The organism is Bifidobacterium callitrichidarum (assembly GCF_003129905.1).
In the GTDB taxonomy this organism is placed as follows: Bacteria; Actinomycetota; Actinomycetes; order Actinomycetales; family Bifidobacteriaceae; genus Bifidobacterium; species Bifidobacterium callitrichidarum.
Map to the genome: position 1 here is coordinate 1 of NZ_QFFM01000023.1, position 25,827 is coordinate 25,827.

At 64.5% G+C, this 25,827-nt stretch carries 18 protein-coding genes; 3 read left to right on the top strand and 15 right to left on the bottom strand.

The features are described from left to right. Both DF196_RS10040 and DF196_RS10045 read left to right on the top strand, forming a co-directional pair. Positions 1-823, top strand: an 823-nt coding sequence (locus DF196_RS10040; protein WP_109057695.1) for a sensor histidine kinase, incomplete at its 5' end; no start/stop codon positions are given. 1 nt (position 824) lies between these two features. Further along, the gene (locus tag DF196_RS10045; protein WP_109057696.1) at positions 825-1,646 is read left to right on the top strand and encodes a response regulator transcription factor; all 822 of its coding nucleotides are present in this window, start codon (positions 825-827) and stop codon (positions 1,644-1,646) included. Positions 1,647-1,747: 101 nt separating this feature from the next. Here the strand turns inward: DF196_RS10045 and DF196_RS10050 are convergent, their stop codons facing one another. From DF196_RS10050 to DF196_RS10095, 10 genes are all read right to left on the bottom strand, one after another. After that, positions 1,748-3,853 carry a GmrSD restriction endonuclease domain-containing protein gene (locus DF196_RS10050; RefSeq protein ID WP_109057697.1) on the bottom strand — a complete coding sequence of 702 codons (2,106 nt, stop codon included), beginning with the start codon at positions 3,851-3,853 and terminating at the stop codon, positions 1,748-1,750. Positions 3,854-4,068: 215 nt separating this feature from the next. Beyond that, the gene (locus DF196_RS10055) at positions 4,069-4,743 is read right to left on the bottom strand and encodes a GNAT family N-acetyltransferase (RefSeq protein ID WP_109057698.1); all 675 of its coding nucleotides are present in this window, start codon (positions 4,741-4,743) and stop codon (positions 4,069-4,071) included. A 515-nt stretch (positions 4,744-5,258) separates the two neighbouring features. Beyond that, positions 5,259-6,287, bottom strand: coding sequence for a hypothetical protein (locus DF196_RS10060; protein WP_241519688.1), 1,029 nt, complete (start codon positions 6,285-6,287; stop codon positions 5,259-5,261). 223 nt (positions 6,288-6,510) lie between these two features. Beyond that, positions 6,511-7,536: an NAD(P)H-dependent amine dehydrogenase family protein gene (locus DF196_RS10065; RefSeq protein ID WP_109057700.1), complete on the bottom strand. Its 1,026-nt coding sequence runs from the start codon at positions 7,534-7,536 to the stop codon at positions 6,511-6,513. A gap of 276 nt (positions 7,537-7,812) precedes the next feature. Next, on the bottom strand, positions 7,813-10,512 hold the full coding sequence (gene acnA / locus DF196_RS10070; RefSeq protein ID WP_109057701.1) for an aconitate hydratase AcnA: 2,700 nt from the start codon (positions 10,510-10,512) through the stop codon (positions 7,813-7,815). Between the two features lie 245 nt (positions 10,513-10,757). Then, on the bottom strand, positions 10,758-13,511 hold the full coding sequence (locus DF196_RS10075; RefSeq protein WP_109057702.1) for an HAD-IC family P-type ATPase: 2,754 nt from the start codon (positions 13,509-13,511) through the stop codon (positions 10,758-10,760). Positions 13,512-13,673: 162 nt separating this feature from the next. After that, on the bottom strand, positions 13,674-14,357 hold the full coding sequence (locus tag DF196_RS10080) for a type 1 periplasmic-binding domain-containing protein (protein ID WP_109057703.1): 684 nt from the start codon (positions 14,355-14,357) through the stop codon (positions 13,674-13,676). A gap of 160 nt (positions 14,358-14,517) precedes the next feature. Continuing rightward, positions 14,518-15,777 (bottom strand): class I SAM-dependent RNA methyltransferase, encoded by a 1,260-nt coding sequence (locus DF196_RS10085; RefSeq protein WP_109057704.1) that lies wholly within the window; start codon positions 15,775-15,777, stop codon positions 14,518-14,520. After that, on the bottom strand, positions 15,767-16,477 hold the full coding sequence (locus tag DF196_RS10090; RefSeq protein WP_109057705.1) for a DUF3159 domain-containing protein: 711 nt from the start codon (positions 16,475-16,477) through the stop codon (positions 15,767-15,769). Before DF196_RS10090 ends, DF196_RS10085 begins: the two co-directional genes overlap by 11 nt. Before the next feature lie 6 nt (positions 16,478-16,483). Continuing rightward, on the bottom strand, positions 16,484-17,335 hold the full coding sequence (locus tag DF196_RS10095; RefSeq protein WP_109057706.1) for a DUF3710 domain-containing protein: 852 nt from the start codon (positions 17,333-17,335) through the stop codon (positions 16,484-16,486). A 121-nt stretch (positions 17,336-17,456) separates the two neighbouring features. On the opposite strand from DF196_RS10095, the gene DF196_RS10100 reads away from it, so the two are divergent. Beyond that, on the top strand, positions 17,457-18,314 hold the full coding sequence (locus DF196_RS10100) for an exodeoxyribonuclease III (RefSeq protein ID WP_109057707.1): 858 nt from the start codon (positions 17,457-17,459) through the stop codon (positions 18,312-18,314). A 243-nt stretch (positions 18,315-18,557) separates the two neighbouring features. On the opposite strand, the gene DF196_RS10105 is transcribed toward DF196_RS10100, so the two are convergent. From DF196_RS10105 to DF196_RS10125, 5 genes are all read right to left on the bottom strand, one after another. After that, positions 18,558-20,573, bottom strand: a complete 2,016-nt coding sequence (locus tag DF196_RS10105) for a dipeptide ABC transporter ATP-binding protein (protein ID WP_109057708.1) — start codon at positions 20,571-20,573, stop codon at positions 18,558-18,560. A 22-nt stretch (positions 20,574-20,595) separates the two neighbouring features. After that, entirely contained in the window at positions 20,596-21,600 is a 1,005-nt protein-coding gene (locus DF196_RS10110) for an ABC transporter permease (RefSeq protein WP_109057709.1), read from the bottom strand. A gap of 20 nt (positions 21,601-21,620) precedes the next feature. After that, positions 21,621-22,547 (bottom strand): ABC transporter permease, encoded by a 927-nt coding sequence (locus DF196_RS10115; protein ID WP_109057710.1) that lies wholly within the window; start codon positions 22,545-22,547, stop codon positions 21,621-21,623. A 378-nt stretch (positions 22,548-22,925) separates the two neighbouring features. Beyond that, positions 22,926-24,572, bottom strand: coding sequence for a peptide ABC transporter substrate-binding protein (locus DF196_RS10120; protein WP_109057711.1), 1,647 nt, complete (start codon positions 24,570-24,572; stop codon positions 22,926-22,928). 244 nt (positions 24,573-24,816) lie between these two features. Further along, entirely contained in the window at positions 24,817-25,779 is a 963-nt protein-coding gene (locus DF196_RS10125; protein WP_109057712.1) for a tyrosine recombinase XerC, read from the bottom strand. Between the last annotated feature and the right edge of the window lie 48 nt (positions 25,780-25,827).

A 25,827-nucleotide genomic window follows, 5' to 3' on the forward strand; every position in this document is an offset into this window, starting at 1 on the left:
CCTAGTGATGCTGGCGCAGGAGCCGACCATCATCATCACCGCGGTCGTCACGGCCCTGGTGGCCTCCGCCATCGCCATCCTGACCGGCCTGCACATCCGTTCGAGGGCCCGTCTGCGCACGGCGAACGCGGTGGCGAGCGCGGCCACCGACCATGCAGCCACGTTGCAGTCCGACCTCAACAACCAGCAGCTGGCGGACGCCATCGCCGCCGAGGCGCATGACACGCTCGCCCATTCGCTGTCGCTGATGGCGCTCAACGCCAGCGCGCTCAAGGCGGAGGCTGACAAACTCGGGGACTCCCCTGAGGCGCGCGCTTTGGCCGGCAAGGCGGAGGATATCCGCAGGCAGTCGGCGGGCGCTCTGGATGAGGCGCACGCGATCATCGACATGTTGCGCAACCCGCAGCAGGCGTGGGAGCAGCTGGCTCCGAGCGACGACACCTCACTGACGCGCGAGTCGCTGGACGCACTCATCGCCGACGCCCGCAATTCCGGCACACAGCTCAACACATGGATCGACATCCAACAGCTGAGCGGATTGGACGAGACCATCGGCAAGGTGGCGTACCGGGCCGTGCAGGAGGGGCTGACCAACGCGCGCCGCCATGCACCGGGAGCACCGGTTTCGCTGGAGATCACAGCCGGTCCGGCCACGGGCGTGCATCTGCACATCAGCAATCCGATGACGCAGACGGGTTCCACGCATGGTGCCGGTCTGCCGGGGCTTGCGGCGCGCGCGCAGTCGGTGGGTGGCCAATGCCGGTACGGCGTGGACGAGCGGCACCTGTTCCATGTGGACGTGAGGCTGCCCTGGCGTGGCTAAGATGGCTAGCGTGAGTGAGCAGAGCGAGGCATCGAAGACGGTTGAGGATTCGGCACAGACCACGGACAGCGGGGCTGCGCCCGGTTCCGGAGGTCGTCCGACAGGTTCCGGGCACGACTCCGATCATGCGGATACGACCGGTGAGTCCGGGGCTACAAGACCGATCCGCGTGAGCGTCATCGATGACGATCCGATGATCTGCCAGGCGATGAGCCTGATTCTTACCGACTATTCGGACGGGCGGTTGGCCGTGGCCTCCACGTCCACGGACGGTGAGACGTGCGTGCGCCGGGCGGCCGAGGAACGGCCGGATGTGGTGTTGATGGACATCGCCATGCCGGGCGTGGACGGCATCGAGGCCACGCGGCGGCTGCGGGCGCTCCCCCATGCGCCGCATGTGCTGATTCTGACGTCGCTGAGTCCTTCGGGGACTGTGGAGCGGGCCATCGAGGCGGGTGCCGAGGGATTCGTCTCGAAGACGGATGCGCCGGACGAGATCATCCGCCGCATCATCGGGGTCACGTCAGGCGCGCCGCAGTTCAACACCGCGAGCCAGCGCCAGCTCATCGACGAACTGAGCCGGACGCGCTCGCGCATGCGTCGCGATGAGGCGCGGACCCTGCTCGATTCGCTGCCGGAACGCGAACGGGAGGCGGTGATGCTGGCCGCCGAAGGCTATACGAACGCGGAGATCGCCTCGCGGATGTTCATTTCCGAACGGACCGCGAAGGCGCACCTGTCCTCGGCGGCGGACCGGCTCAATATGGGTCGTGTGCAGATGGCGCGCCTCGTGGAGCGGGCCGACCTGCCGGCACGGCTGTAGCGACGATAAGACCGCCCCGCAGCCGGCTTCGCCAAAAGCCCGTCGGCAAAAGACAGCCGTCTGACCCAGCCATTGGCTGAGTCGGGCCGACTTCACTCGAGTCACTGGGTCTTCAGGCGGAACTGCTTCCAGATGTCGCTGAGTTTCTGGCCGTTGGAGGCGCGCTTCCACACATCCAGTCCCCCGCCGCGACGTCCGCCGGCTGCGGCACGGGCCGCGGCGGTGGGCGTGGGGTATTCGGAGCCGTCGTCCAGACGCAGACGCCCGTTCTCGGTGACGGTGGCATACCAGCGTTCGCCCTTGCGCGGACGATCCCAGACCAGGCGCTCGCCCGGCGTCAGCAGCCCGGCCTGAATCACCTGGCGGATGGTCACGCGACGCGAGCCGCGGGAGGCCTTGGTCGCGCCCTGCTGCAGCTCGGCGAGCGGCTGTGCGGTCAGGTCCTTGTTGTTGGCGTCGTACCGGATGCCCCAGTATTCGACGATGAGCCGGATGGTCTCCTCCTGCCGCCTCTCCAGCATGGTGGGCGTGCAGGCGTCGAAATGCTCGAGCTCCTTGGTGAGCGGGAAACGCTGGGAGTCAGCACGCAGCAGCATGCGGTCACGGCGCGGCAGGTACTCGCCGAGCTTGTCCAACTGGTCGCCTGGTCCTTGGACGAGCGCCATGTTGCCGAGACGGTACATCCAGAAATCATGGTTGTCCTGCGTCCAATCGGCGAACGACACGGCGCGTTCGATGTCCAACGGCATGATCGGCAGCGCGCTGAACCGGCGAGGGCGCGGCAGCGGGGCTCCGGCCAGCTGTTCGTTGGCGCGGATGAGCAGCAGACGGATCAGATCGCCGTCACCCTGCATCTCGCCGTGGAGGCGGACCAGCGCGCCTTCGCGGTCGGCGTCGCCTACGCGCAGGCCGTTGATGCGCTCCACCAGATAGCCCTTATCCAGGTCGCGCACGGCGGCGTTCGCGAAGCCGCGGCGCTCCAGCGTGCCGGTGCGGTTCAGCGTGCGGATGCCGGTCACCTGTTCCAAGGCCTTGAGAATGTCCAGCAGGCGTTGGCCGTCATGCGCGCCAAGCGCCTCGAGCGTCATGGTACGGCGGGCCGAACGGGCACCGCGCTGCACGAACGGCGAGACGTCCGGGTTGCCGAGTTCGCGGTACGAGTGGACCAGCGCCCACATGGCCACGGGCTTCCATTCGTGGATGCGGTAGTCGTTGAGCGCTTCCAGACCGTGACGTACCTCGGGCGGCAGGATGGTCTCGCCCGGCCGGTCGATGATGCGCCAAGCCATGGCGTACGGGGCCAGCACGTCGTTGATGAACGAGGCGGTGGTGCCGGTGTTGAGGTACGGCTGGAGCACCTCGGACAGGAAGTCCTCGATGAGCTTGTCCGTGGCGGGCTGGTGGGTGAGGATGAGGTGCAGGTAGGAGAAGAACTCCTCGATGGTCTGCGGGTCGTCGCCGAGCGGGTCCACGATGTCGTCCCAGCGGGCGGCGTAGGCGTCGAGTTCGGCGGCGGCGAGGCCGGAGGTGGCGCGCGCCTTGAACACGTCCGACGGGGTGAGCGGCAGACCACGCATGTTCATCACATCGAAGATGCGGTGCGCGCCGTCCAGGTCATCCGTGGTGACGATGACGAGCGTGACCTCGTTGACCAGGTATTGGGCGAAGCGCTGGCGTTCGGACGGACGCCAGTTGGAGATCTCGTCGTACGTCTTCTTGATGTTGTGCACGATGTTGCGCTGGGCCGCCGTGGCCAGGTCGTCGTCGTTCATGTCGAACACGGATTCGAGGTTGTCCTCCTGCACGTGTTCGCGGAAGAACGCGGCGTCGCGCTCGCGTAGGGTGAGGCGGGGCTCGTTGATGATGCCGCGCAGCTTGTCGCCGGGTTCGACCAGCAGCGCATCCAGCTGACGCATGAGGTCCGGGTCCTGCTCCAGATCGCGCAGCACGGCGATGATGATGGACAGGGAGACCAGTCGCTGTTGGCCGTCGATGACCATATACCGGTTCTCCGATTCGCGCACCAGGATCAGCGAGCCGAGGAAGTACGGCGTGCCGGGCGTGGCGGAGGCGTCCTTGAGATCGCCCACCAGCTGCAGGATATTCTCCGGCTTCCAGATGTACGCCCTCTGGAAGGACGGGATGGTGAACCGGAAATCGGGGGTGAACACCTTCCCCAGCGGCAGTTCGTTCGCTTTGATCGCCATATTGATCGCCCCTTCGTCGCCGGGTGTCTTGCTTGTCCGTTCGTCCTTGCCCCGGCTTCTCCAGCCTACCAGCGTTCGGTGTGACGCGACGGATGTGGCGGGCAAAGCCAGGCAAGAACTTGTTCCGGGCTCCCCCTCAGTCGTTTTCGGCGACGGCTCCCCTCAGAGAGGGAAGCCGGAACAGTCAATCCCGGATTGGATTGGTTGGACGAACCTTATGCCCGGCCTTCGTAGAGGTAGAAGGATTCGATGGCCGGCTCGCCGTTTGCCGGGCTGTTTCGGCGGCGTGTGATCTCGGCCGCACGGGTGAGGCCGCGGTGCTCGTAGAAGCCGAAGTCGCAGGTATCGTCGGTGTACAGGAAGTAGTCATGGGCATGCTGCTCGCGGAAGGACTCCAGCAGGGTGTCGAACAGGCGAGAGCCGAGGCCAAAGCCGCGGGACTGCGGCGCGGTGACGAACAGGACCACCTCGGCTGGCAGATGATGTCCGGACATGCGGATGAGACGGCGTTCGATGGCGTGGATGGCCAGCAGATAGGCCACGTTCTCGCGTCCGTCGGCGGACAGGAGCTGAGCCGGCAGCAGGCTCAGATACCGTCGGTAATGCGCGTTCCACGGGCCGCGGGTGTCGCGCGCGGCCACTCGTCCGAGGATCATGCCCACCGGTTCGCCGTCCGCTTCGGCCACGAATGCGGTGGTGGTGCGGGACAGGCAGTATTCCCAGTCGGCCTGAGCGCCGAGCCGGCCGGCACGCTCGCCCTCATCGGCGTACCAGGCGTGCCGCACCATTTCGACGAGCGCCGGGTAATCGTCACGACGCAAGGTGCGAATAGTAATGGAATCGTAGGGTTGAGTTGATTGTGCTGCGATATTCGTAGTACTCGAAGTCATGATACTCAATTATGAGCATCAGCACCCGACATCGGCATATCGCGCAATGATTCTGCGTGGCGGCGATGACACTCCAAGCAGGGCACGCTCGCTCGATGTTCTCTCGGCCGCGCACCTCAATTGTCGATGGCCGGATAAGGACCCCCACTCGCCGAAAAGACCTTGCCCGCTGCCCCGGTGGACGTTTTTCACTCATAATCCACGCCTTGGGGCAGCACCATTGGCGGGAGCAAATTCGTCGGTTTTTCAAAACGTTGAAATGACGCGGTTTATCCGGGTCCGGCAATTGCCCCGGCAAGGCTTTTCCATCCCGAAACAGGCTTGCGTGGCAATCCCGCTGCCCCACCGCGTCATATCGCCACGAAAAGTTGCCGCTGTGGTAAGCTATCGTGCCACGATACCCCTCGAATCGGCACAATCCCTTCATCGGGGCAGAACAACCGTGATGCATAAGCCCGATAATCACCGCAGACACGCCGTTGATGGAGCCAATGGCGACTGTAAAGCCCAATTCGTTATTCCCCGACCGCCGATTCGGACCCTTCGGATTCGCAACGACGCCCAATCACCTTTTCCAAGGGCATGGGGACGACCGAGAAAACGAACCGCGCACCGGCCAGCGTTAGATGCCGCGCAACGTTGAAAGCGTATTCCGCCTTGGATACCTCATCGGCGAGGTTGGTCCCGGTGAGCGTGATGACGACCCATCCACGGTTGCGCAGCCATTCCCGCTTCTCCTGGTCGCGTCTCCACTGTGCCTTGTCGGTGCGATGCTGGTCGCCATCGTATTCAACGCCAATCCGGTATTGCGGCCATGCCAGATCAAGCGTCATCGCCGCGCCCGAAGCAAACCGCGCATCGGGAACCGCATATCCCGTATCAGGCATCGGTATGCCGTGCCGCAACAGGACAAGTCTGCTTTCGCTTTCCTTGGGCGACGCCACACGTTCCTTGAGCATCGCCATCGCCCGTAGGCATCGGGGCTTCCCCTTGAACGGCGGCAATCCGGTGATGGTCTCAAAGAAATTATGTCTAATCTCCGATTCATCGCGCCCGCGAGACAATGCCGGCTGGCTCGCGATGGCATGCAGCATCGAATCACCGAGCACGATCAGCGATTCCAACGTCAGGTAGGGGGCAAGCTGAGCCCACGTATGCGCCAGTTCAAGCGCGTATACACGAGATCCGATACGCACATTGCAGGCTGAAGGCAACGGCTTCCATGCATGCGCGCGTAGATTCGAATGATTGACCCGTATCCGGCGTTCCTTGCTGCTGGATGTGACGTGCAGTTCATCGGCATCGAGGCCGCACCCCGTCGGGACCGGCACGGATTGGAGGATCAGGGATGTGGTCATGCCGAACAGCAATGTCCGGCTGCATCGCCGGGCCGCTTCCGAGCAGCGAGACAACATTGCGGACTTTCGTTGGGCAAGACCGTCCTTCATGGACGGGGACGGGATGGGTGTTCCACCCGTGGCAGGTGTCTTGCCATCGGATTGCGAGGTCGGATATGGTCCGAATGAGGATACATTGACGTTCATGGAGGCAACGGTAGCCACAGCGCGCGGGAATCCGAACGAATTACGGACTATGTGACTCCATCTTGCGACACGATTGGCATAGGGATTGCAATGACGCCGATACGAGCGAGGAAATCACGTCTCCCCAGCCCCATATCGGCGTCATAAGGTGCGGCCATCTCCGCATACACCCTGGTGGGTTCGAACGGATGTCCGAGCCCACCAGGCCGTCAGCATGTCACGCTCACGCCACGTAGAGGGAGGCGGGGTAGGTGAGGTAGGAGATCTCGTCGAGCTGGTCGGCGGTCACGTAGCCGGCGGGGGCGTTGAGCACGTCGGGGATGCGGTTGACGATGGTGGCGCAGGTGTGCTCCACGGTGGCGGGCTTGACCACGTGGAACTCCACGTCGGGCTCGCCGGCGATGGTCCAGTCGCACATGTCGCCGTCATCCGGTCCGTAGACTTTGCCGATGCAGGCGGTCTCCAGCGTGATGCCCTGGTTGGTCTCCGTGGTCACCACGGCGGACATGCCCACGCACTTGCCGGCCGGGATCGTCTCGCCCATCGTGGCCGAATAGACGTCCTCGTCCAGGATGTAGGGCACGGACTTCTGGCTCTGGGAGCGGATGGTCAGGCCGAGCTTCTGTGCCAGGGACTCGTTGGAGTTCCACACGTAGGACGGCACCACGGTCTCCGGGTGGGCCAGTTCGGCCTCGAACTCCTCCGGGGTCAGGCCGCAGCCGTGCGCCTTGGCGAGCGCCAGGCCGTAGTCCTCGACGTTGTAGCTCACCGCACCGGTGATCTTCTTGATGGTGTGGCAGCCGGCGGCGACCTGCGCCACCATGTTCACCCAGAAGATGTCCTGCATGCCGGAGCCGAGCATGGTGGCGCCGGTTTCCTTGGCGATACGATCCAGACGGTTGGTGACGGCGGGGCTGGTGGTCCACGGGTAGATGCATTCCTCACAGGTGGTGATCACGCTGATGCCGCGGGACAGACACTGCTCGCACATCTTGGCGATCTCGTCCTCGAAGCTGAAGAGCGTGACGACCGCGATGTCCGCGTCGCACTCGTCCAACACGGCCTCGGCGTCGGAGCGGATCGGCACGTTGATCGGGCCGATGCCGGCCCATTCGCCGGCGTCCATGCCCACGACCGCCGGGTTCACGTCGATGGCGCCGACGATCTGGATGCCCTTCTCATGCATGTAACGAATCGTGTACTTCGACATCTTGCCGCAGCCGTACTGAATGGCCTTGATTGGTTGCATACCGCATACTCCTTTGCGTCGTTGCTGGAACAGTTGCGCTGGCCCCATCGTTGCGGGCCGGCCAACGGTTCTTTACTGTAGTGCGGTTTTGTTGCGAAATCGATGGAAATGTTACGTCGGAGTGTCGGAAAACGGATTGAATTGGATGTTTTGTTGCGAAATACGGGTTTTCGAGGTGATTCGGAAAGGAACAGCAGATGCTCCACGGATACGGCGAAGGCCGGCACCCGAAACGAATCGGATGCCGGCCTTCGTGCGGTCTCACTCTCGGTGAGCCTACTTCATGAGGTTGCGCAGGACGTACTGGAGGATGCCGCCGTTGCGGTAGTAGTCGGCCTCACCGGGGGTGTCGATGCGGACCACCGCGTCGAACTCGGTCTTGGAACCGTCCGCGTGCGTGGCGGTGACGTGGACCGTCTTCGGGGTCACGCCGTTGTTGAGCTCGTCCACGCCGGCGATGTCGTAGGTCTCGGTGCCGTCGAGGCCCAGGGACTTGTAGGACTCGCCTTCGGGGAACTGCAGCGGCAGCACGCCCATGCCGATGAGGTTGGAACGGTGGATGCGCTCGAAGCTCTCGGTGATCACGGCCTTGACGCCGAGCATCAGCGTGCCCTTGGCGGCCCAGTCGCGCGAGGATCCGGTGCCGTATTCCTTGCCGGCCAACACCACGAGCGGCGTGCCCGCGGCCTTGTAGTTCAGGGATGCGTCGAAAATCGTGGACGGCTTACCGGTGGTGAAGTCGTAGGTGTAGCCGCCGGGCGTGACCTCGTTGCCGGTGGAGGCGAGCAGCTGGTTGCGCAGGCGGATGTTACCGAACGTGCCGCGCACCATGACCTCGTGGTTGCCTCGACGGGAGCCGTAGGAGTTGAAGTTCTTCGGCTCCACGCCGCGCTCGGTCAGGTACTTGCCGGCCGGGCTGGACGCCTTGAACGCGCCGGCCGGGGAGATGTGGTCGGTGGTCACGGAGTCGCCGAGCAGGGCGAGCACGCGGGCGCCGTGAATGTCCGCGACCGGATCGGGCGTGGCCTTCATACCGTCGAAGAACGTCTGCTTGCGCACGTAGGTGGACTTCGGATCCCAGGCGAACAGCTCGCCTTCAGGCACGTCGAGGCCCTTCCAGCGGCGGTCGCCCTCGAACACGGAGGCGTAGTCCTTGAGGAACATCTCGCGGCTGACGGTGCCGTCCACCACGGCGGCGACCTCCTCGTTGGTGGGCCAGATGTCCTTGAGGTACACGTCGTTGCCGTCCGGGTCCTGGCCCAGCGGCTGCGTGGCGAAGTCGAAGTCCATGGTGCCCGCGAGCGCGTACGCGATGACGAGCGGCGGGGAGGCCAGATAGTTCATCTTGACGTCCGGGCTGATGCGGCCTTCGAAGTTGCGGTTGCCGCTCAGCACGGCGGTGACGGTCAGGTCGTTGGTGTTGATGGCCTCGCTGATCTCCGGCAGCAGCGGGCCGGAGTTGCCGATGCAGGTGGCGCAGCCGAAGCCGACAAGCTGATAGCCGAGCGCGTCGAGGTCGTCCTGGAGGCCGGCGGCCTTGAGGTAGTCGGCCACCACCTGGGAGCCCGGCGCAAGCGAGGTCTTGACCCACGGCTTGGGTTTAAGGCCCTTGGCGTGCGCGTTGCGGGCGATGAGGCCGGCGGCGATCATGACGGACGGGTTGGAGGTGTTGGTGCAGGAGGTGATCGAGGCGATAGCCACGTCGCCGTTGGTCAGGTCGAAGTCGCCGCGGAAGTCGGTGGACACGGCCACCGGTTCCTTGACGGTCTTCTCCGTCTCGTAGGCGGGCAGCGTGTCCTCGAACGTCTGCTTGGATTCGGAGAGGATGATGCGGTCCTGCGGACGCTTCGGGCCGGCGATGGACGGCACCACGGTGGACAGGTCGAGCTCCATGTATTCGGAGTATTCGGGCTCCACGTAGTTCGGGTCCTTGGCATCGCCCCACAGCTTGTTGGCCTTGGCGTACGCCTCGACCAGCGCGACCTGCTCGTCGGAGCGGCCGGTCAGGCGCAGGTAGTCGAGCGTGACGTCGTCGATCGGGAAGATGCCGCAGGTGGAGCCGAATTCGGGGCTCATGTTGCCGATGGTGGCGCGGTTGGCGAGCGGCACGGAAGCGATGCCCTCGCCGTAGAACTCCACGAACTTGCCGACCACGCCGTGCTTGCGCAGCATGTCGGTGATGGTCAGGACCACGTCCGTGGCGGTGACGCCCTCGGGGATGGAGCCGGTGAGCTTGAAGCCGACCACGCGCGGCACGAGCATGGAGATGGGCTGGCCGAGCATTGCGGCCTCGGCCTCGATGCCGCCGACGCCCCAGCCGAGCACGCCCAGGCCGTTTTCGGTGGTGGTGTGCGAGTCGGTGCCGACGCACGAGTCGAGGTAGGCAAGCTGGCGGCCGCGCTCCCCCGCCTTGATCATGATGACCTTGGCCAGGTACTCGATGTTGACCTGGTGGATGATGCCGGTTCCCGGCGGCACCACGCGGAAGTTGCGGAACGCCTGCTGGCCCCAGCGCAGGAACTGATAGCGTTCGCCGTTGCGCTGGTATTCGATGTCCATGTTGCGTTCGACGGCGTCCGCGATGCCGTACTTGTCGATCTGCACGGAGTGGTCGATGACCATGTCCGACTGGACCTGCGGGTTGATGACCTCCGGATCGCCGCCGAGGTCCTTGACCGCGTCACGCATGGTGGCGAGGTCCACGATGCATGGCACGCCGGTGAAGTCCTGCATGACCACGCGACTCGGGGTGAACTGGATCTCATGGCTGGGCTGTGCGGTGGGATCCCAACCGAGCAGCGCCTTGACGTGCTCGTCGGTGATGTTCGCGCCGTCGATGTTGCGTACCAGGTTCTCGACGAGGACCTTGAGCGAATAAGGCAGATGGTCGATGCCGTCGAGATTGGCGATGTTGTAGTAATCGAAGTCCTTGCCGGCCGCGGTGAGGGTGGCCAGTTGATCGTCGCGTAAGGACATGCTTCCTCCGAAATCATGAATCGGCTGTTGGTGCCGTTGATTATCCGCTTCAAATGGTACGGGTACGTTACTTTGCCTCTGGCGTGTCGGCTTGAAACGTGAGACAATATGCGGCTTGTTTCAGCCGGCTGCGGAGGAACGGCGGCTGCCAGCAGAAGGAAAGCGTGGGGAGCCGAGAAAGGCCCACGGAAGGACTCCCCTCAGTCGGCTACGCCGCCAGCTCCCTTCGGAGAGGGAAACCAAGTTTAGATACCGAGGCCTTGTTGGCGCCGGAAGCGCGTCAGTACGCGGCCAGCCAGCGGCACAAGCCACAGGCACAACACGAAGATCACGGCAGAGCCGGCGAGCGCGATGAGCGTGGCGGCCAGCATAGGTCCGGTGGGCAGGATCAGCGCGAAGAACCGGGCCACGAACGGGATGAACATGCCGATCACACCGGCGGCCGCGAACACGGCGACCAGCACGCCCCTCCAGCCGTTGAGGGGACGGGCCACACGGGCGAGCACGAATACGCCCATCACGAACAGGATGATGGCGCTGGTGGCGCGCAGGGTGGACAGGTCGGCCGGGGAATCGACCACATCCCAGCCCATGATGCCGGGCAGGAACCAGGAAGCGAGCAGCACGGAGAGCGCGGTGGCCACGCCGCCGGGCAGCGCGAAGCTCACCACTCGTTTGAGGAAGCCGGGGATGTAGCGGCGTGTGTTCGGCGCGAGCGCCAGGATGAAGGCGGGCATGCCGATGGTGAGCGCACCGATGTACGTGATGTGGCGTGGCAGGTACGGGTACGGGATCTGCGTGAGGACCACGCCGAGCGAGATCAGCGCGGAATACACGGTTTTGACGAGGAACAGGCTGGCGACGCGCTCCATGTTGGCCATGACCTGACGGCCCCGGGCCACCACGTCCGGCAGGTGGGAGAACTTCGAGTCGACAAGCACCACTTGGGCCACGGCCTTGGTGGCGGGGGCCGCGTTGCCCATCGCGATGCCGAGATCCGCCTCCTTCAAGGCCAGTGCGTCGTTGACGCCGTCACCGGTCATGGCCACCACGTGATGCCGTGTGTGCAGGGCCTGGACGATGGCCTTCTTCTGGTCGGGCAGTACGCGGCCGAGCACGTCCACGTGTTCGAGGACCTGGGCGAGCTCGTCGATGTCGGCTGGCAGCTCGCGTGCGTCCATTGCCACCGGTTCGCGGTCGCCGGTAAGCCTCACCTTGCGGGCGATGGCACCAACCGTGACCGGATTGTCGCCGGAGATGACACGGCAGCGCACGCCCTGCTCGCGGAACCAGGCGAGGGTGGCTTCGGCGTCGGAGCGGATGCGTTCGGCGCACAGGACCAGGGCGACCGGGGTCGCGGACGGGTCGAGTTGCGAGGTGTCGGGGCTGTCGGGTGCTGTCGATGGGGAGACCGCTGGTACGGTCGGCTGGGGGGATGTCGCCGTCGCGTCTGTCTCTCCGGTCGCTCCCCTCAGTCGCCTTTGGCGACAGCTCCCCTCGGAGAGGGGAGCCGGATTTTGCTTGGTTGCGTCGGCGGATTCGTCAACTGATTTCAGTCCGCCATGCGCCGAGCGCTGGCCTGCCGCGCTATAGGCAAGCAGGAGCACGCGGTTGCCATCGTTGGCATAGGCGTTGACCTCACGCAGGATGTCCGCGTAATCACCGTCCAATGCGGACAGGATGACTTCCGGGGCACCCATGATCCATACACCATCCGGTTTGACAACCGAACTCCATTTGCGGGAGGACGAGAACGGCACGCGCGAGTTTACTTCGCCGGGCGCATAGCCTCGCTCCCCCAGTCCGGCGAGCACGGCCTGGCCGGTGCCGTTGGGCTGTTCCTCGTCGCAGCAGTCGTAGAGCGCCTGGGCAATGGCCGGCTCGGATGCCGTCGTATCTGGCTCTTGGTCTGCGTCATTCTCGCGGCCCGCAGCAGCGGACAATGACGATATCGAATCGACGGACGATGGGCCAACAGACGGATGCAGGCCATACGCGGTCAACGGGATGATGCGGTCGAAGGCGATGCCGCCGTCGGTGATGGTGCCGGTCTTGTCGAGGTTGAGCGCGTCCACGCGGGCCAGGGTCTCCACGGATTCGAGCTCCTGGACCAGCGTGTTCTTCCGGGCGAGCCTGATCGCAGCGAGCGCGAAGTTCAGGGAGGTGAGCAGCACGAGGCCCTCGGGAATCATGCCCACCACACCGGCCACGGCGGAGACCACGGCCTGCCGCCATTCGCCGGTGGCCAAGGCCGCATGCCATCCGCCCACCGTGTGGATCTGTGAGAGGATGAGCAGCACGCACAGGGGCACCACGAGGAAGGTCATGAATTTCAGGATCGTGTTGATGCCCTTGTTGAGGTCGGAGACGGTCTTCTTGTAGACCTTGGCCTGTGCGGTCAGCGTGGCGGCGTACGAGTGCGCGCCGACCGCGTTGACCCTGACCAGCGCCATGCCGGAGACGGCGGTGGCCCCAGAGTAGATCTGCTCGCCCACGTCATGGCGCACGGTGCGCGATTCGCCGGTGAGCATGGATTCGTCCAGTTCCAGTCCCCATGTGCGCACGATCAGGCCGTCCGCGGGCACCTGTTCGCCCGAACGGATCCAGAGCAGGTCATCCATGACGATGCCGCTGTGCGGGACGGCCACGTCCTCGCCGCAGCGGCGCACCAGGAAGTCGGAAGCAACCAGGATGGAGAGCCTGTCCAATGTGCGCTTGGCTCTGAGTTCGGTGATGATGCCGATGCCGGTGTTGATGATGATGACGAATCCGAATACCGAATCCTTCCACGAGCCGGTGATGAGCACCAGCACCATAGCGGCAAAGATGATGCCGTTGAAGAGCGTGAATACGTTGGCGCGCACGATGTCCGCGAGCGAACGGGACGTGGAGGTCTTCACCGCGTTCGACTGGCCGCTGCCGACCCGTCGGGCCACTTCCGCGTCGGTCAGGCCCTGCTCGGGCACGTGGGGCATATGGACGGTTGCTGCTGCGCTCATGGTCTCCAGCCTACCGCGGGTCCGTTCGCATTGGGCCAAACCTCGGAGGTAAATACGATCGACTTCGTCGATACGGTATTTTCCGCGGCCTGCCGGCCGCTCTCCCACTACCCCTCAGTCGGCTTCGCCGCCAGCTCCCCTGACAAGGGGAGCCGAGGAATGTTAATTGCCGGTGTTGGTGGTGACGGCGATGGTGCGGTCGTGGGGCTCGTCGCGGATGATGGTCAAGGCGACGTCACTGATGGGCGTGGCTTCGGCGTCGCGGTCGTTGACGGCGAGGGTGGCCGCGTAAAGCAGATCGTTCTCCGGCAGGGCCACGGGGTTGAGCAGGGCCACGGGAATGCCGGCGTTGCGCGCATTGGTGAGGGCTTCATCCCAGCCTTGGCTGTTGGCGTCGGTCACGTTGATGCCGCTGATCACCACGAGTTTGACCGCACGCGCCACGAAGTCGTCCACGGCCTGCTGGGCGGTGACGGCGGCGGAATCCACCGTCACCGATGGCTCCGAGTCGGATTCGGCCGCGGTTCCCCCGGTTGTATTGGCGGCATCGTCGGTGCTCTTCCCCGTCGTATCGGACTTGGGACTGGTCTGTCCGGCGAGCGAAGCGTAGAAGACGTTCATGCCGGAGTCGGAGATGGCGTTGATGGCGAGCTTGTCCGCGGCGGGGTCCTCGGAGCCCACGAATCCCACGGTGGCGTCCGTGATGTGGACCGAATCGTGGGCGACCGCGGGCATGCTATCCTGCGTGTCGCCGACGGCCCGGCCGGCTGGCGCGCACGCCGTCAGCGACAGCACGGCGGCTGCCGCGGCCACGGCGGCGATCAGGGTTGGGATACGCGGTTTCATGGGTTCGCTTTCGGTTACGTTCGGTCTCTGCTCAAACTCAATCAACACGAATGGTGATGGGCTGCCCTCAGTCGGCTCTGCCGACAGCTCTCCTCCGAGAGAGGAACCAAGCAAGAAACCGACTCGGGACAGGCCCGATACACAACGTAATCGCGCACGGTCAGCGGACGAACAGGGCGACGGTTTCGACGTGATGGGTCATCGGGTAGATGTCGAAGGCGCGGATGCCCTTGAGCTGGTAGCCCTCACCGATCAGGGTGGCGGTGTCACGGGCCAGGGACGTGGGGTCGCAGGCGATGTACACCACCGACTTGGCTCCGGCCGCGGCGATCTGGCGGCATACCTTGGCACGGGCTCCGGCACGCGGCGGGTCGAGGACCACCACATCCGGTTTGGCCAGATGGGCCGGCACGTGGGCCAGTGTCTGGGAGACATCGCCGGCGCGGGCGTCCACGTCGTTGAGGTTCATGGCTCGCAGGTTGCGCTGCGCGTTGCGCACGGCCACGCGCGCGCCCTCCACGCTGAGCATGCGGGTGCGTTCGCCGGTCAGCGTGGCCAACGGCAGCGTGAACAGGCCGGAACCGGAGTAGAGGTCCCAGATGACGGGGGCCACGGCTCCCTGCAACTGTCCGTTGACGAGGTCGATCACATGCGTGCCCAAGGCGATGGGGGCCTGGCGGTGCACCTGCCAGAAGCCGTTGGCATCCACCCGGTAGGTGAATGTGGTGCCGTTGATGGCCACCTGCTCGGTAAGCAGCTGTTCGCCGGCGGTCAGTTCGCCGTCCACAAGCACGGCGTAGTTATCCTGCGCGCTTTCGGCATCGCCGCGCGGTTCGGGCACGGATAGGCGGATCTGCGAGCCGGGCTCGTAACCGCCGTCCCAGACGTGCTCGCGTTCGGCCACATCCAGCAGGGTGCGGGTGGCGAGCGGCATGGTGTCGATGGCCACGCGGTTGTGGGTGCCGCGCCGGCGCATGGAGGGGCGGCCCTCCTCGTCGGCGATCATCTCGATGCGGGTGCGCCAGTTGAGCCCGCCGAACTCCTCATCGCCGGGCATGCGGTCGATGGGCACGGCCACGTCGATATGGCCGAGGCGACTCATCTGTTCGGAAACGGTGACGGCCTTCCACCTGAGCTGGCCGGCGAGCGAGACGTGCACGAGGTCGGCGCCGCCCACTCCCCCGCCCATGGCCAGAGGTCCGGCGAGCGGCCATGCCGGCGTCACGCGGTCCTCGGACGGTTCGATGACCTCGACCACCTCGCCGGTCCAGAACCGGTCGTCGCGGTCGTGCGGCTCGTCCAGTTCGATCCGGTCGAGTTCGCCGGGCAGGGCGAATCGAACGAACACCACGCGGCCGTCGATATGGGCCACACAACGGCCCTGGTCGGCGTAACGTTCGATGCGGACCTCAGCTTGCATCGTTGTCCTTTCGGTAAGTGGCCTTGTGCCGGTGGAGCGGGGTGGCGATGATGAGATAGCTCACCCAGATCGCCAGCGCCCAGAACGGGATGCCCATGAGCAGGCGGGCCACGCCGAGCGCGGCCACGTGGTCGGTCAGGTACAGCGGCACCTGCACCAGCAGGCGCAGACCGAACAGGCCCACCCACAGCGCGGTGACGATCATGTACGCGCGCTTGAGCTCGGGGTCGTCCATCCAATCATGGAACCATGCCTTGAACCGTTCGGTGGGCATCTGGCGGATGAACTCCACCACGAATCCCAGTCCGGGCACGCGGATCAGCAGCGTGACGGACAGCAGCACGGCGTAGATGGCGTTGGTCAGGAAGCCCAGCATGTAGTAGTTGCGGGCCTCATGGCTCTTCCATGCCCAGATCAGGCAGATGCCCACGGCCACCAGGCCGGAGAGCGCGCCCATCAGCGACTGGCGCTGGATGAGGCGTGCGACCACCTGCACGATGGCGAGCACGGCGGACACGCCGATGGTGAGGTTCAGGTTGTTCGTGGCCACGAAGAGGACCACGAACACCACGCCCGGGAGCATGGACTCCACCACGCCGCGGGGGCCGCCGATGGCGTCGATGATCGAGAAGTCGTCGCCCTCGCCGGCGTCCGCCAAGGCCCCCAGGCCGGTGCGTTTCTTGTCTGCCTTGTCTGCCATGGACGCTTAGCGGACCTCGGAAAACATCGGGCCGCGCGACAGGGTGGTCTTGACCTCGGTGGTCTGGTCCTGGCTCAGCGGGCCCTTGGGCTTGTTGTCCGGGATGTCCTTGAAGTGTTCCTTGCCGTTCTCCTCCGCTTCGGCGGCGGCCTTGGCGGCCTTGCGCTCGGCCGGGGCGACCGGCGGGTGCATCGGGATGAGGTCGCGCGGGGCCAGCGGCTCCTCGCCGCGCTCCACCACGATGTCCGCGAAGAACTTGTTGAGGGCCTCGGTCTCCGGATTGTCCGGATCGGTGGCAGCCTTGCCGGAGAAGATGCCGCGCAGCATCCAGCGCGGGCCGTCCACGCCCACGATGCGGGTCTCGACGGTCTTGCCGCCCTTGACGTTCACCGGCAGCTTGAGCTCGGTGCCGAAGACGCCCTCGGCCTCGGAAGCGGCCTTGTTGGCTTCCAGCAGGTCGGCGCGCACGTCATCCCACAGGCCCATGGTCTTGGGGGCAGCAAAGGCCTCGATCTCCAGGCTGGAGGCACCGTAGGTGATGGTGGAGCCCAGGATCTGCTGGGTGGCGCGGTTGGCCTTGATGCGCAGTTCGATGCCGCGCAGGAACGGCAGGTAGTAGGCGCCGAGATCCAGGTAGTCGTCGTAGTCGGGCACATCCTCGTCATTGACGTCCCACGGGCCGCGCTCCTCGCCGCGGCCGGCGTATTCGTTCGACGGCTCGGCCAGTACGCTTTCCGCGCTTTCCGCCTTGGCGGCGGCGTTGGCGGCCTCGGCGGCCACCTTATCCTCGTCGATTGGCTCCGCTGCCTCTTCGGCTTCCTTCTTGGCCTTCTTCTTGCCGAATCCGAACAGTCCCATGATTCCTCATTTCGTATGACGGTTGCAACCTTGCTAACACTAGCACCCATGCTTAGAGAAAGCTGATTGCATGCTTCGTTCGCGCCGGGGTTTCGTAGGGAGGCCACCATACTATGGCCGCATGATCACCATTACCACTTCCAACGTCAATGGATTGCGGGCGGCCGACCGCAAGGGCATCACCACATGGGCGGGCAGGAATACGCCGAACGTCTGGTGTATGCAGGAGGTACGCGCACCTCAGCCGGACATCGATGCGATCTTCGGCAAATTCGCCTTTGAATATGCGCAGGCCGGTGCCATCGATTCGGCCGAGGATTTCACGCTGACCAATGAGGTCTGTCGTGTGAAGGGACGTGCCGGCGTGGCCTTGCTCAGTGACCTGCCGGTGGTCGGGCAACGGTATGGCTTGCCGGGACTCACCGAAGACGTGGATTCCGGACGTTGGATCGAAACCGATGTCCGTACGCCGCAGAGCTATGTGATCACCGTGGTCTGCGTCTACGTGCATGCCGGCAACACCGACGATCCGCTGAAGATGGAGCAGAAGTACCGTTTCCTCGACGCGATGCTGGTGCGTATGGGCGAGCTGCGCGACGAGGCGGCCCATGGCGGCAGGCAGGCCGTGCTGTGTGGCGACTTCAACATCGCACACACGCCGCTGGATATCAAGAACGCCAAGGCCAACGAGAAGCACGCGGGTTTCCTGCCTGAGGAGCGCGCCTATGTGGACCGGTGGCTGGATGAATACGAGTTCGTGGATGTGATGCGCGATCTGGCCGGGGACATCCAGGGCCCGTACACGTGGTGGAGCCAGCGCGGGCGCGCGTTCGACAACAACGTGGGCTGGAGGATCGACTACCAGTTCGCGACGCCCGAACTGGCGGAGACCGCGCGCGGCTTCGTGATCGACAAGGCACCGACGTACGAGATGCGTTGGTCCGATCACGCCCCGCTGACCATCACATATGACGTGTGATTCCTGGATGCAGCGGCCGGTTGGGTCGGCGGACATAGTGAGCGGCCATGCCGCAAAAGGCTCCCCTCTCTGAGGGGAGCTGTCGTCGCAGACGACTGAGGGGAGCTACAGTCCGCAGCTGGACCGATGCTCCCCTCAGTCAGCTTCGCTGACAGCTCCCCTCAGAGAGGGGAGCCAGAATATGGTTGAGGCCTCTTCCCGTTGCCGGGAAGAGGCCTCAACCACTATGAGTTAATCACGCAATCAGTCCAGGCCGAGCTTGAGCTTGCCGCCGGGGATGGCGTCGAGCAGGTCGCGCGTGTACTGCTTCTGCGGGTGGTCGAACACCTCGTCGGTGGTGGCGTGCTCCACGAGCTTGCCGTGCTGCATCACCACGACCTCGTCGGCGATCTGACGAACCACGGCCAGATCGTGGGTGATGAACAGGTAGCTCAGGCCCTTTTCGGCCTGCAGGTCGTTGAGCAGGTGCAGCACCTGGTCCTGGACCAGCACGTCGAGGGCGGAGACGGCCTCATCGCACACGATGACGTCCGGGTCGAGGGCCATGGCTCGCGCGATGGCGATGCGCTGGCGCTGGCCGCCGGACAGCTCGTTCGGGTAGCGGCCCATGACCGACTGCGGCATCTCCACCATGTCAAGGAGCTCCTTGACACGGTTGGCGCGCCACTTGGAATCGCCGATCTTGTGGATGCGCAGCGGCTCCTCGATGGAACGGTAGATGGAGTACATCGGATCCAACGAGCCGTACGGGTTCTGGAACACCGGCTGCACGTGGCGGCGGAAGTCCAGCAGATCCTTGGACTTGAACGTGGAGGTGTCGCGGCCCTCATAGAAGACCTTGCCGGAGGTGGGCTCGAGCAGGTGGAGCACCATGTTCGCCACGGTGGACTTGCCGGAGCCGGATTCGCCCACGATGGCCAGCGTGGTGCCGCGCTTGACGGAGAAGGACACGTCGTCGACGGCCTTGAACATCTCCTTCTTGCGCGGGAGCTTGAACTCCTTGGTCAGGTGGTCCACGGTGATGATGTGCTCGCTCTTCTCGAGCTCGTTCTCATCGGCCACCTTGTGATCCAGCAGGGCGTCGGCGTTCTCGCCGCGCTCCTTGGCGGAGATGATGCGCTGGGAGGCCAGGGACGGGGCCGCGGCCACCAGTCGCTTGGTGTACGGGTGCTGCGGGTGCTGGAGCACCTCGAGGCTCGGGCCGGATTCGACGACCTGGCCCTTGTACATCACCACGATGTGCTGGGCGCGCTCGGCGGCGAGACCCAGATCGTGGGTGATGAACAGCACGGCGGTGCCCAGCGAATCGGTGAGCATGTGCAGGTGGTCGAGGATCTTCTTCTGCACGGTCACGTCAAGGGCGGAGGTCGGCTCGTCGGCGATCAGCAGATCAGGACGGCAGGCCAGGCCGATGGCGATGAGCGCGCGCTGGCGCATGCCACCGGAGAACTCGTGCGGGAACTGGCGGGCACGGGTCGCGGCGTCCGGCAGACCGGCCTCGGAGAGCAGGCCGGCGATGCGGTCCTCCATGGTGGAGCCGGTCACGTACTTCTTGGCCAGGTACCAGGCCTGATCGTCGGCCACGCCGGCCTTGATGAGGTCGTCGGCCACACGCCAGCGGGTCTCGGAGCCCGGCACCCACTCGCTTTCGAAGCGGGCCACGGCCTTGTCGAACGCCTCGCCGGACACGCCTGCGGCGGTGAGGGCCTTCTTGGCCTCGTCCATCAGGGCGGGCAGGTCCTTGGAGCCGAGGAAGGTCTCGTCGTCGTTGCCCTTGAGCTCGACCGCGGCGTCCTCGCCGGCCAGGGCCTTGGCGAGGGCGGAACGCTTCTCGTGGGCCACGTCCATGTTGTTGGCCTTGAGGGCCTCCTTGACCTGGGTGCCGATGCGCCACACCGGGTTGAGGTTGCTCATCGGATCCTGGGGCACGAGGCCCATCTTGGTGCCGCGCAGCTTGTCGAACTCGGACTGCTTGGCACCGGCGATCTCCTCGCCGTCGAGCTTGATGGAACCGCCCACCACATGGCCGGTTCCGGGCAGCAGGCCCAGCACGGCCATGGCGGAGGTGGACTTGCCGGAGCCGGATTCGCCCACGATGGCCACCCACTGGCCGGGGTAGACGGTGAAGGAGGAGCTGCGCACGGCGTGCACCGGCTTGCCGGTGTCCGTGGTGAAGTCGACGGCGAGGTCCTTGACCTCGAGCAGCGGGCCGTGCTCCTTCTGCATGGCCAGCATCTGTGCCTTGGAGTTGTCAGTCATAATGTTTCCTCTACTCCCTTGCTCAGGCCGTACGGCTCTTCGGGTCAAGGGCGTCCTTGACGGCGTCGCCCATCATGATGAACGCGAGCACGGTGATGGCCAGTGCGGCGGACGGGTAGAACAGCACGAGCGGGTCGGTCTGCAGGTTGGTCTGGGCGCTGGAGATATCGCCGCCCCAGCTCACGGTGGTGGTGGGCAGGCCCACGCCAAGGAAGCTCAGCGTGGCCTCGGCCACGATGTAGGAGGCGAGCGACGTGGTGCCGATCACGATGATCGGGGCCAGCGAGTTCGGCAGGATGTGGCGGAACAGGTTGCGCATCGGGGTGGAGCCGAGGGCCGTGGAGGCCGTGTTGAACTCGAGGTTCTTGGCCTCGAGCACGGCGCTTCGCGCGATGCGGCAGACGCCCACCCAGCCGAAGAGGGCCAGCACGAGCACGATCTTCCAGATGGACTTGGAGGACTTGAACATCTGGAGGACCACGATGGCGCCGAGCAGCATCGGCAGGGCGAAGAAGATGTCGGTGACGCGGCTCAGGACCGCGTCGATCCATCCGCCGCAGAAGCCGGCGATGGCGCCGATCAGGGTGCCGATGAGCACGACCATCAGCGTGGAGAGCACGCCGACGGACAGGGAGGTGCGGGTGCCGTAGACCACGCGGGTGTACACGTCGCAGCCCTGCAGGTCGAAGCCGAAGGGGTGTCCGGGCTCGGACGGGCTCAGCGAGTTTGCCAGATCGCAGGCGTTCGGGTCCTGCTTGGTGAACAGGCCGGGGGCGAGGGCCACGATGATGATGAAGACGATGACCAGGCCGGAGATGATGAACAGCGGGTTGCGGCGCAGGGTTCGCCATGCGTCGGCCCACATGCTGGTGGCCGGGGCGGATTCGTCCACGGAGTCGACGTCCTGAAGCGGGGTCTCCTCGATGGGGGCCACGTAACGGTCCTGGCCGGGCAGGGTTTCCATGAAGTACTCGGTGCCGGGCTCGCCGGACTCGTTGAGTTCGTTTTCGGTGGTGTTGTTTGCCATTTCGTTCACTCCTCCCCTTCTCATGCGTAACGGATACGCGGATCGAGGGCCGCGTACAGCAGGTCGACGACGAGGTTGCACACCACGAAGATCAGCATGAGCAGCGTGACGATGGACACCACCAGGTTGGCCTCGCCCTTCAGGATGGACTGGTAGGTCAGGAAGCCGATGCCGTGGATGTTGAAGATCTGCTCGGTGATCATGGCGCCGCCCATCAGGCCGCCGATGTCCTGGCCCAGGTAGGTGACGACCGGGATCAAGGAGTTGCGCAGCACGTGGCGCAGCATGACCTGTCCGTTGGACATGCCCTTGGCGCGGGCGGTGCGCACGTAGTCCTCGGCGATGTTGGAGGAGATCTCGGCGCGGGTCAGTCGGATGATGTACGCCATCGAGACCGAGCCGAGCACCATGGCCGGCATGAGCAGGTCGAGGACCGTGGGGTCGGCGCCGGCGGTCACCGGCAGGATGGACCACTGGATGCCGAGCAGGTACTGCAGGACGAAGCCGGTGACGAAGGTCGGCACGGAGATGAGGAGCAGGGAGACGATCAGGATGACCGTGTCGTACCACTTGCCCTTCTTGAGGCCCGAGATGATGCCGAAGGTCACGCCGAAGATGGCCTCGAACACGAACGCCATCAGGCCGAGCTTGATGGTGACCGGGAAGGCGCGGGTGATCTCGTCGATGACGGGCTGGCCGGCGAAGGTGTTGCCGAAGTCGAGGGTCAGCGCGTTCTTCAGATAGATGAGGTACTGAATGATGAACGGCTGATCGAGGTGGTACTCTGCGCGGATCTGGGCCGCGACGGCTTCGTTGACGGGCTTGTCTCCGAACATGGCCTTGACGGGGTCGCCAGGCAGCAGGAAGACAAGCGCATACACCAGAAGCGTCGTGCCGAGAACCACGGGGATCATCTGCAGAATGCGTCGCAGAAGATACTTACCCATAACGGTTGCTCCTTATTTCATGAACCGGCCGTCAGGACACAGTGCACCCTTGCCGGTCGACAAATACTCCGATAGTCTACCCCATGCCCTGACGGAGGTGTGTAAACTCCCGTTAACTCGGCCGATTATTAGGCGTAAGCGACGTTGTTTGGCTGGTTTCGGCAGAGCATACGAAGCATACGAAAAGGCTCTGTTAAACCAAGATTGACATGAATTCCGCCGGACTACCCCTCAGTCGGCTTCGCCGACAGCTCCCCTGACAAGGGGAGCCAAGAATACTTGGTTTATAACAGAGCCTATGAAAAAGGGACGGGGATCATATGATCCTCGCCCCTTGGAATTACCGAACTACCGTCCGATGCTCAGATGAGTATCGACTCACTTCTTGGACATCTCGGTGTAGGTCGGGAGGTTCTGCCAGTCGAAGCCGAAGCCGGACTTGACGGACAGGGAAGCCACGCCGTTGGCGTTGGAGTAGTACAGCGGGATGGCCGGCAGATCCTTGAGGAGGATCTCCTGGGCCTGCTGGTACAGCTTGTTGGCCTCGTCGGTGGTCTTGGCGGCGGCGGCCTGCAGGCACAGCTGGTCGAAGGCGGAGTTCTTGTAGTCGCCATCGTTGGAGCCCTTGCCGTCGGCGGCGGCGGTGGAGTACAGCTGCCACACGTAGTTCTCGGCGGACGGGTAATCAGGCTGCCAGCCGGTACGGAAGGCGCCGGTCATCTGACGGTTGGTCACCGCGTCGCGGAACTCCTGGAAGGTCGGGATCGGGTTGGTGGCGGCGTCGATGCCCAGGTTCTTCTTGAGCTGGTTCACGACGGCGTCGTAGATCGGCTTGGCGCCACCATCGGCGTTGTAGGAGAAGGTGAGGGTGCCGGTGTACTTGGAGATGGCGTCGGCCTTGGCCCACAGTTCCTTGGCCTTCTTGGCGTTGAACTTCAGGTTGTCGGAGCCGGTCAGGGAGTCGGAGTAGCCAGGGGTCTTCGGGGAGGTGAAGTCCTTGGCGGCGGTGGCGTTGCCGTTGAGCACCTTGTCGATGATCTGGTCGCGGTCGATGGCCATGGAGATGGCCTCGCGGCGCAGCTGGCCTTCCTCGTCGTTCTTGAAGTGGTCAAGGGTGGACGGGATGGTGAAGGTCTGGATCACGGAGCCGGCCTCGGAGTACGGCTGGATCTTCTTGTCGGTCTTGAAGGTCTTGGTGAAGGCGGCCGGGACGGACTCCATCACGTCGAGGGAGCCGTTGTTGGACTGGATGTCACGGTAGGCGGCGGTGTCATCGGTGTAGACCTTGAAGGTCACGCCGTCGTTCTTGACATCCTCGTTGCCCTTGTAATCGGTGTTCTTGACGAGCTCGATCTGCTTGTTGTGGTCCCAGGACTTGAACTTGTACGGACCGTTGCCGACCGGGGCCTCGCCGAAGGCCTTCGGATCCTTGTAGAAGGACTCCGGCAGCGGGGCGAAGGCCAGGTAGCCGACCTTGATCGGGAACACGGAATCGGACTGGTTCAGATCCACGGTGAAGGTGGTGTCGTCCACGACCTTGAGGCCGGAGAGCTGCTCGTCACCCTTCAGGCCATCCTTCTGCAGGTCGTCGTAACCCTTGATGGTGGAGAAGAAGGAGGAGCACTTCTGGGCGTTCTTGGCGTTGGCCGTGTAGGACCAGGACTTGGTGAAGGACTCGGCGGTCACCGGGGTGCCGTCCGTGAACTTCCAGCCGGACTTCAGCTTGATGGTGTACTGGGTGGCGTCATCGTTCGGGGTGATGGACTCGGCCACTTCGTTGGAGGCGTTGCCGTCCTTGTCGAAGGAAACCAGACGGGAGAACAGCAGGTCGCCCGGCTTGCCGCCGCCGGTCTCGTTGGTGTTGCCCGGGATCAGCGGGTTCTGCGGCTCGGAGTTGTAGGCGTAGATGATGTTGGAGCCAGCGGTATTGCCGGAGGCGGTGTTGCTGTTGGAGCCGCCGCAGGCGCTCAGCAGCATTGCCATGGAGCAGGCCATGGCGGCGAAAGCAAGAGCTTTCTTCTTCATTGATTTCTCCTATTTTCCTTGACGTGCGGAACGTTATGCCCCGCCTCATGCGAACGGGGTCGGTTCCCCACGGCCGCATCCACTGCGGCACGCAGGAGGACCAACCCCGTTGCTGATTACTTGTATTGTCGCTCAATTTGCAGACAAGGAGGAAACTTTTTGTTACGTCCATGTAAAATCCATGCCGGCTTTTCGGCTTCATACAGCGTTTACGCAGCCACGTCGGGTAGTGTCCGCATGTTGGTCAGGCCCGGGGAAACGCCTGCATGTAGCGGGTTTTGAGCTGTTCGACGGAGACGTGCGTATAGCGTTGTGTAGTTTTCAAGGAGGAATGCCCCAGCATCTCCTGGACCTCCCTCAGATCGGCGCCGCCGTCGAGCATATGCGTGGCCGCGGAATGGCGCAGGGCGTGCGGGCTGATGTCCGGCACGCCGGCCGCGCGGGACTCTCGATGGACCACCTCGCGGGCGATGCGCTGGTTGAGCCGCCCTCCCCTGGCCCCGAGGAACAGGGCGCTGCCCGAACCGGCATTCGCGAGACGGGGCCTGCCCTGCGCAAGCCAGGCGTCAAGCGCGCGCATGGCCGGCGCCCCAAAAGGGACGACACGTTGTTTATTTCCCTTGCCGATGACCCTGATGGTGCGATTGAGCGCATCAATATCGGCGACGTCCAATGCGACCAGCTCGGCCACGCGAATGCCGGTGGCGTACAGCAGCTCGAGTATCGCGGCGTCACGCAGGGCTTCGGCCCGCCTGTCCGCCGTTGCTCTGGATTCTCCGTCGCACCCGGAATCATGCGTAGCGGAATCGGCGGGCGCAGAGCGAGCATCGGCATCGGCCCGTCGCATCAGCTGTTCGGTCTGCGCTTCGGTGAGCACGGCGGGCAGCGAATCGGGGATGGAGGGCGTCATCAGCGTGGCGGCGGGATCGGTGCGCGTCACCCCGTGGTCATGCGCCCATGAGAAGAACGCGCGGACGGCGACGGTCTTGCGGGCCATGCTGCTTCTGGCGTGGTTCCTGGATTCGACGGCCATCCAGGAGCGCAGATCGTCGAGCGTGATCTCATTCAGGTCCCCCACCCCGCGCCGTCCGAACAACGCCAGGCAGGATTCGAGGTCGGATCGATACGCTTTCAGCGTATTTTCGGACAGTCCGCGATTGGCTTTGAGATAGGCGACGAACGCGCCGATCGTCTCCTCGAACCGCATATCGCACCGCCTTTCCATCCGACCGTCCCGCACCTGCCCTCCGATAGA

Bases quoted from the DNA above. Each gene is read 5' to 3' on its own strand.
- DF196_RS10045 (WP_109057696.1), top strand. From the start codon at position 825: ATGGCTAGCGTGAGTGAGCAGAGCGAGGCATCGAAGACGGTTGAGGAT.
- DF196_RS10050 (WP_109057697.1), bottom strand. From the start codon at position 3,853: ATGGCGATCAAAGCGAACGAACTGCCGCTGGGGAAGGTGTTCACCCCC.
- DF196_RS10055 (WP_109057698.1), bottom strand. From the start codon at position 4,743: ATGACTTCGAGTACTACGAATATCGCAGCACAATCAACTCAACCCTAC.
- DF196_RS10060 (WP_241519688.1), bottom strand. From the start codon at position 6,287: ATGAACGTCAATGTATCCTCATTCGGACCATATCCGACCTCGCAATCC.
- DF196_RS10065 (WP_109057700.1), bottom strand. From the start codon at position 7,536: ATGCAACCAATCAAGGCCATTCAGTACGGCTGCGGCAAGATGTCGAAG.
- acnA (WP_109057701.1), bottom strand. From the start codon at position 10,512: ATGTCCTTACGCGACGATCAACTGGCCACCCTCACCGCGGCCGGCAAG.
- DF196_RS10075 (WP_109057702.1), bottom strand. From the start codon at position 13,511: ATGAGCGCAGCAGCAACCGTCCATATGCCCCACGTGCCCGAGCAGGGC.
- DF196_RS10080 (WP_109057703.1), bottom strand. From the start codon at position 14,357: ATGAAACCGCGTATCCCAACCCTGATCGCCGCCGTGGCCGCGGCAGCC.
- DF196_RS10085 (WP_109057704.1), bottom strand. From the start codon at position 15,777: ATGCAAGCTGAGGTCCGCATCGAACGTTACGCCGACCAGGGCCGTTGT.
- DF196_RS10090 (WP_109057705.1), bottom strand. From the start codon at position 16,477: ATGGCAGACAAGGCAGACAAGAAACGCACCGGCCTGGGGGCCTTGGCG.
- DF196_RS10095 (WP_109057706.1), bottom strand. From the start codon at position 17,335: ATGGGACTGTTCGGATTCGGCAAGAAGAAGGCCAAGAAGGAAGCCGAA.
- DF196_RS10100 (WP_109057707.1), top strand. From the start codon at position 17,457: ATGATCACCATTACCACTTCCAACGTCAATGGATTGCGGGCGGCCGAC.
- DF196_RS10105 (WP_109057708.1), bottom strand. From the start codon at position 20,573: ATGACTGACAACTCCAAGGCACAGATGCTGGCCATGCAGAAGGAGCAC.
- DF196_RS10110 (WP_109057709.1), bottom strand. From the start codon at position 21,600: ATGGCAAACAACACCACCGAAAACGAACTCAACGAGTCCGGCGAGCCC.
- DF196_RS10115 (WP_109057710.1), bottom strand. From the start codon at position 22,547: ATGGGTAAGTATCTTCTGCGACGCATTCTGCAGATGATCCCCGTGGTT.
- DF196_RS10120 (WP_109057711.1), bottom strand. From the start codon at position 24,572: ATGAAGAAGAAAGCTCTTGCTTTCGCCGCCATGGCCTGCTCCATGGCA.
- DF196_RS10125 (WP_109057712.1), bottom strand. From the start codon at position 25,779: ATGCGGTTCGAGGAGACGATCGGCGCGTTCGTCGCCTATCTCAAAGCC.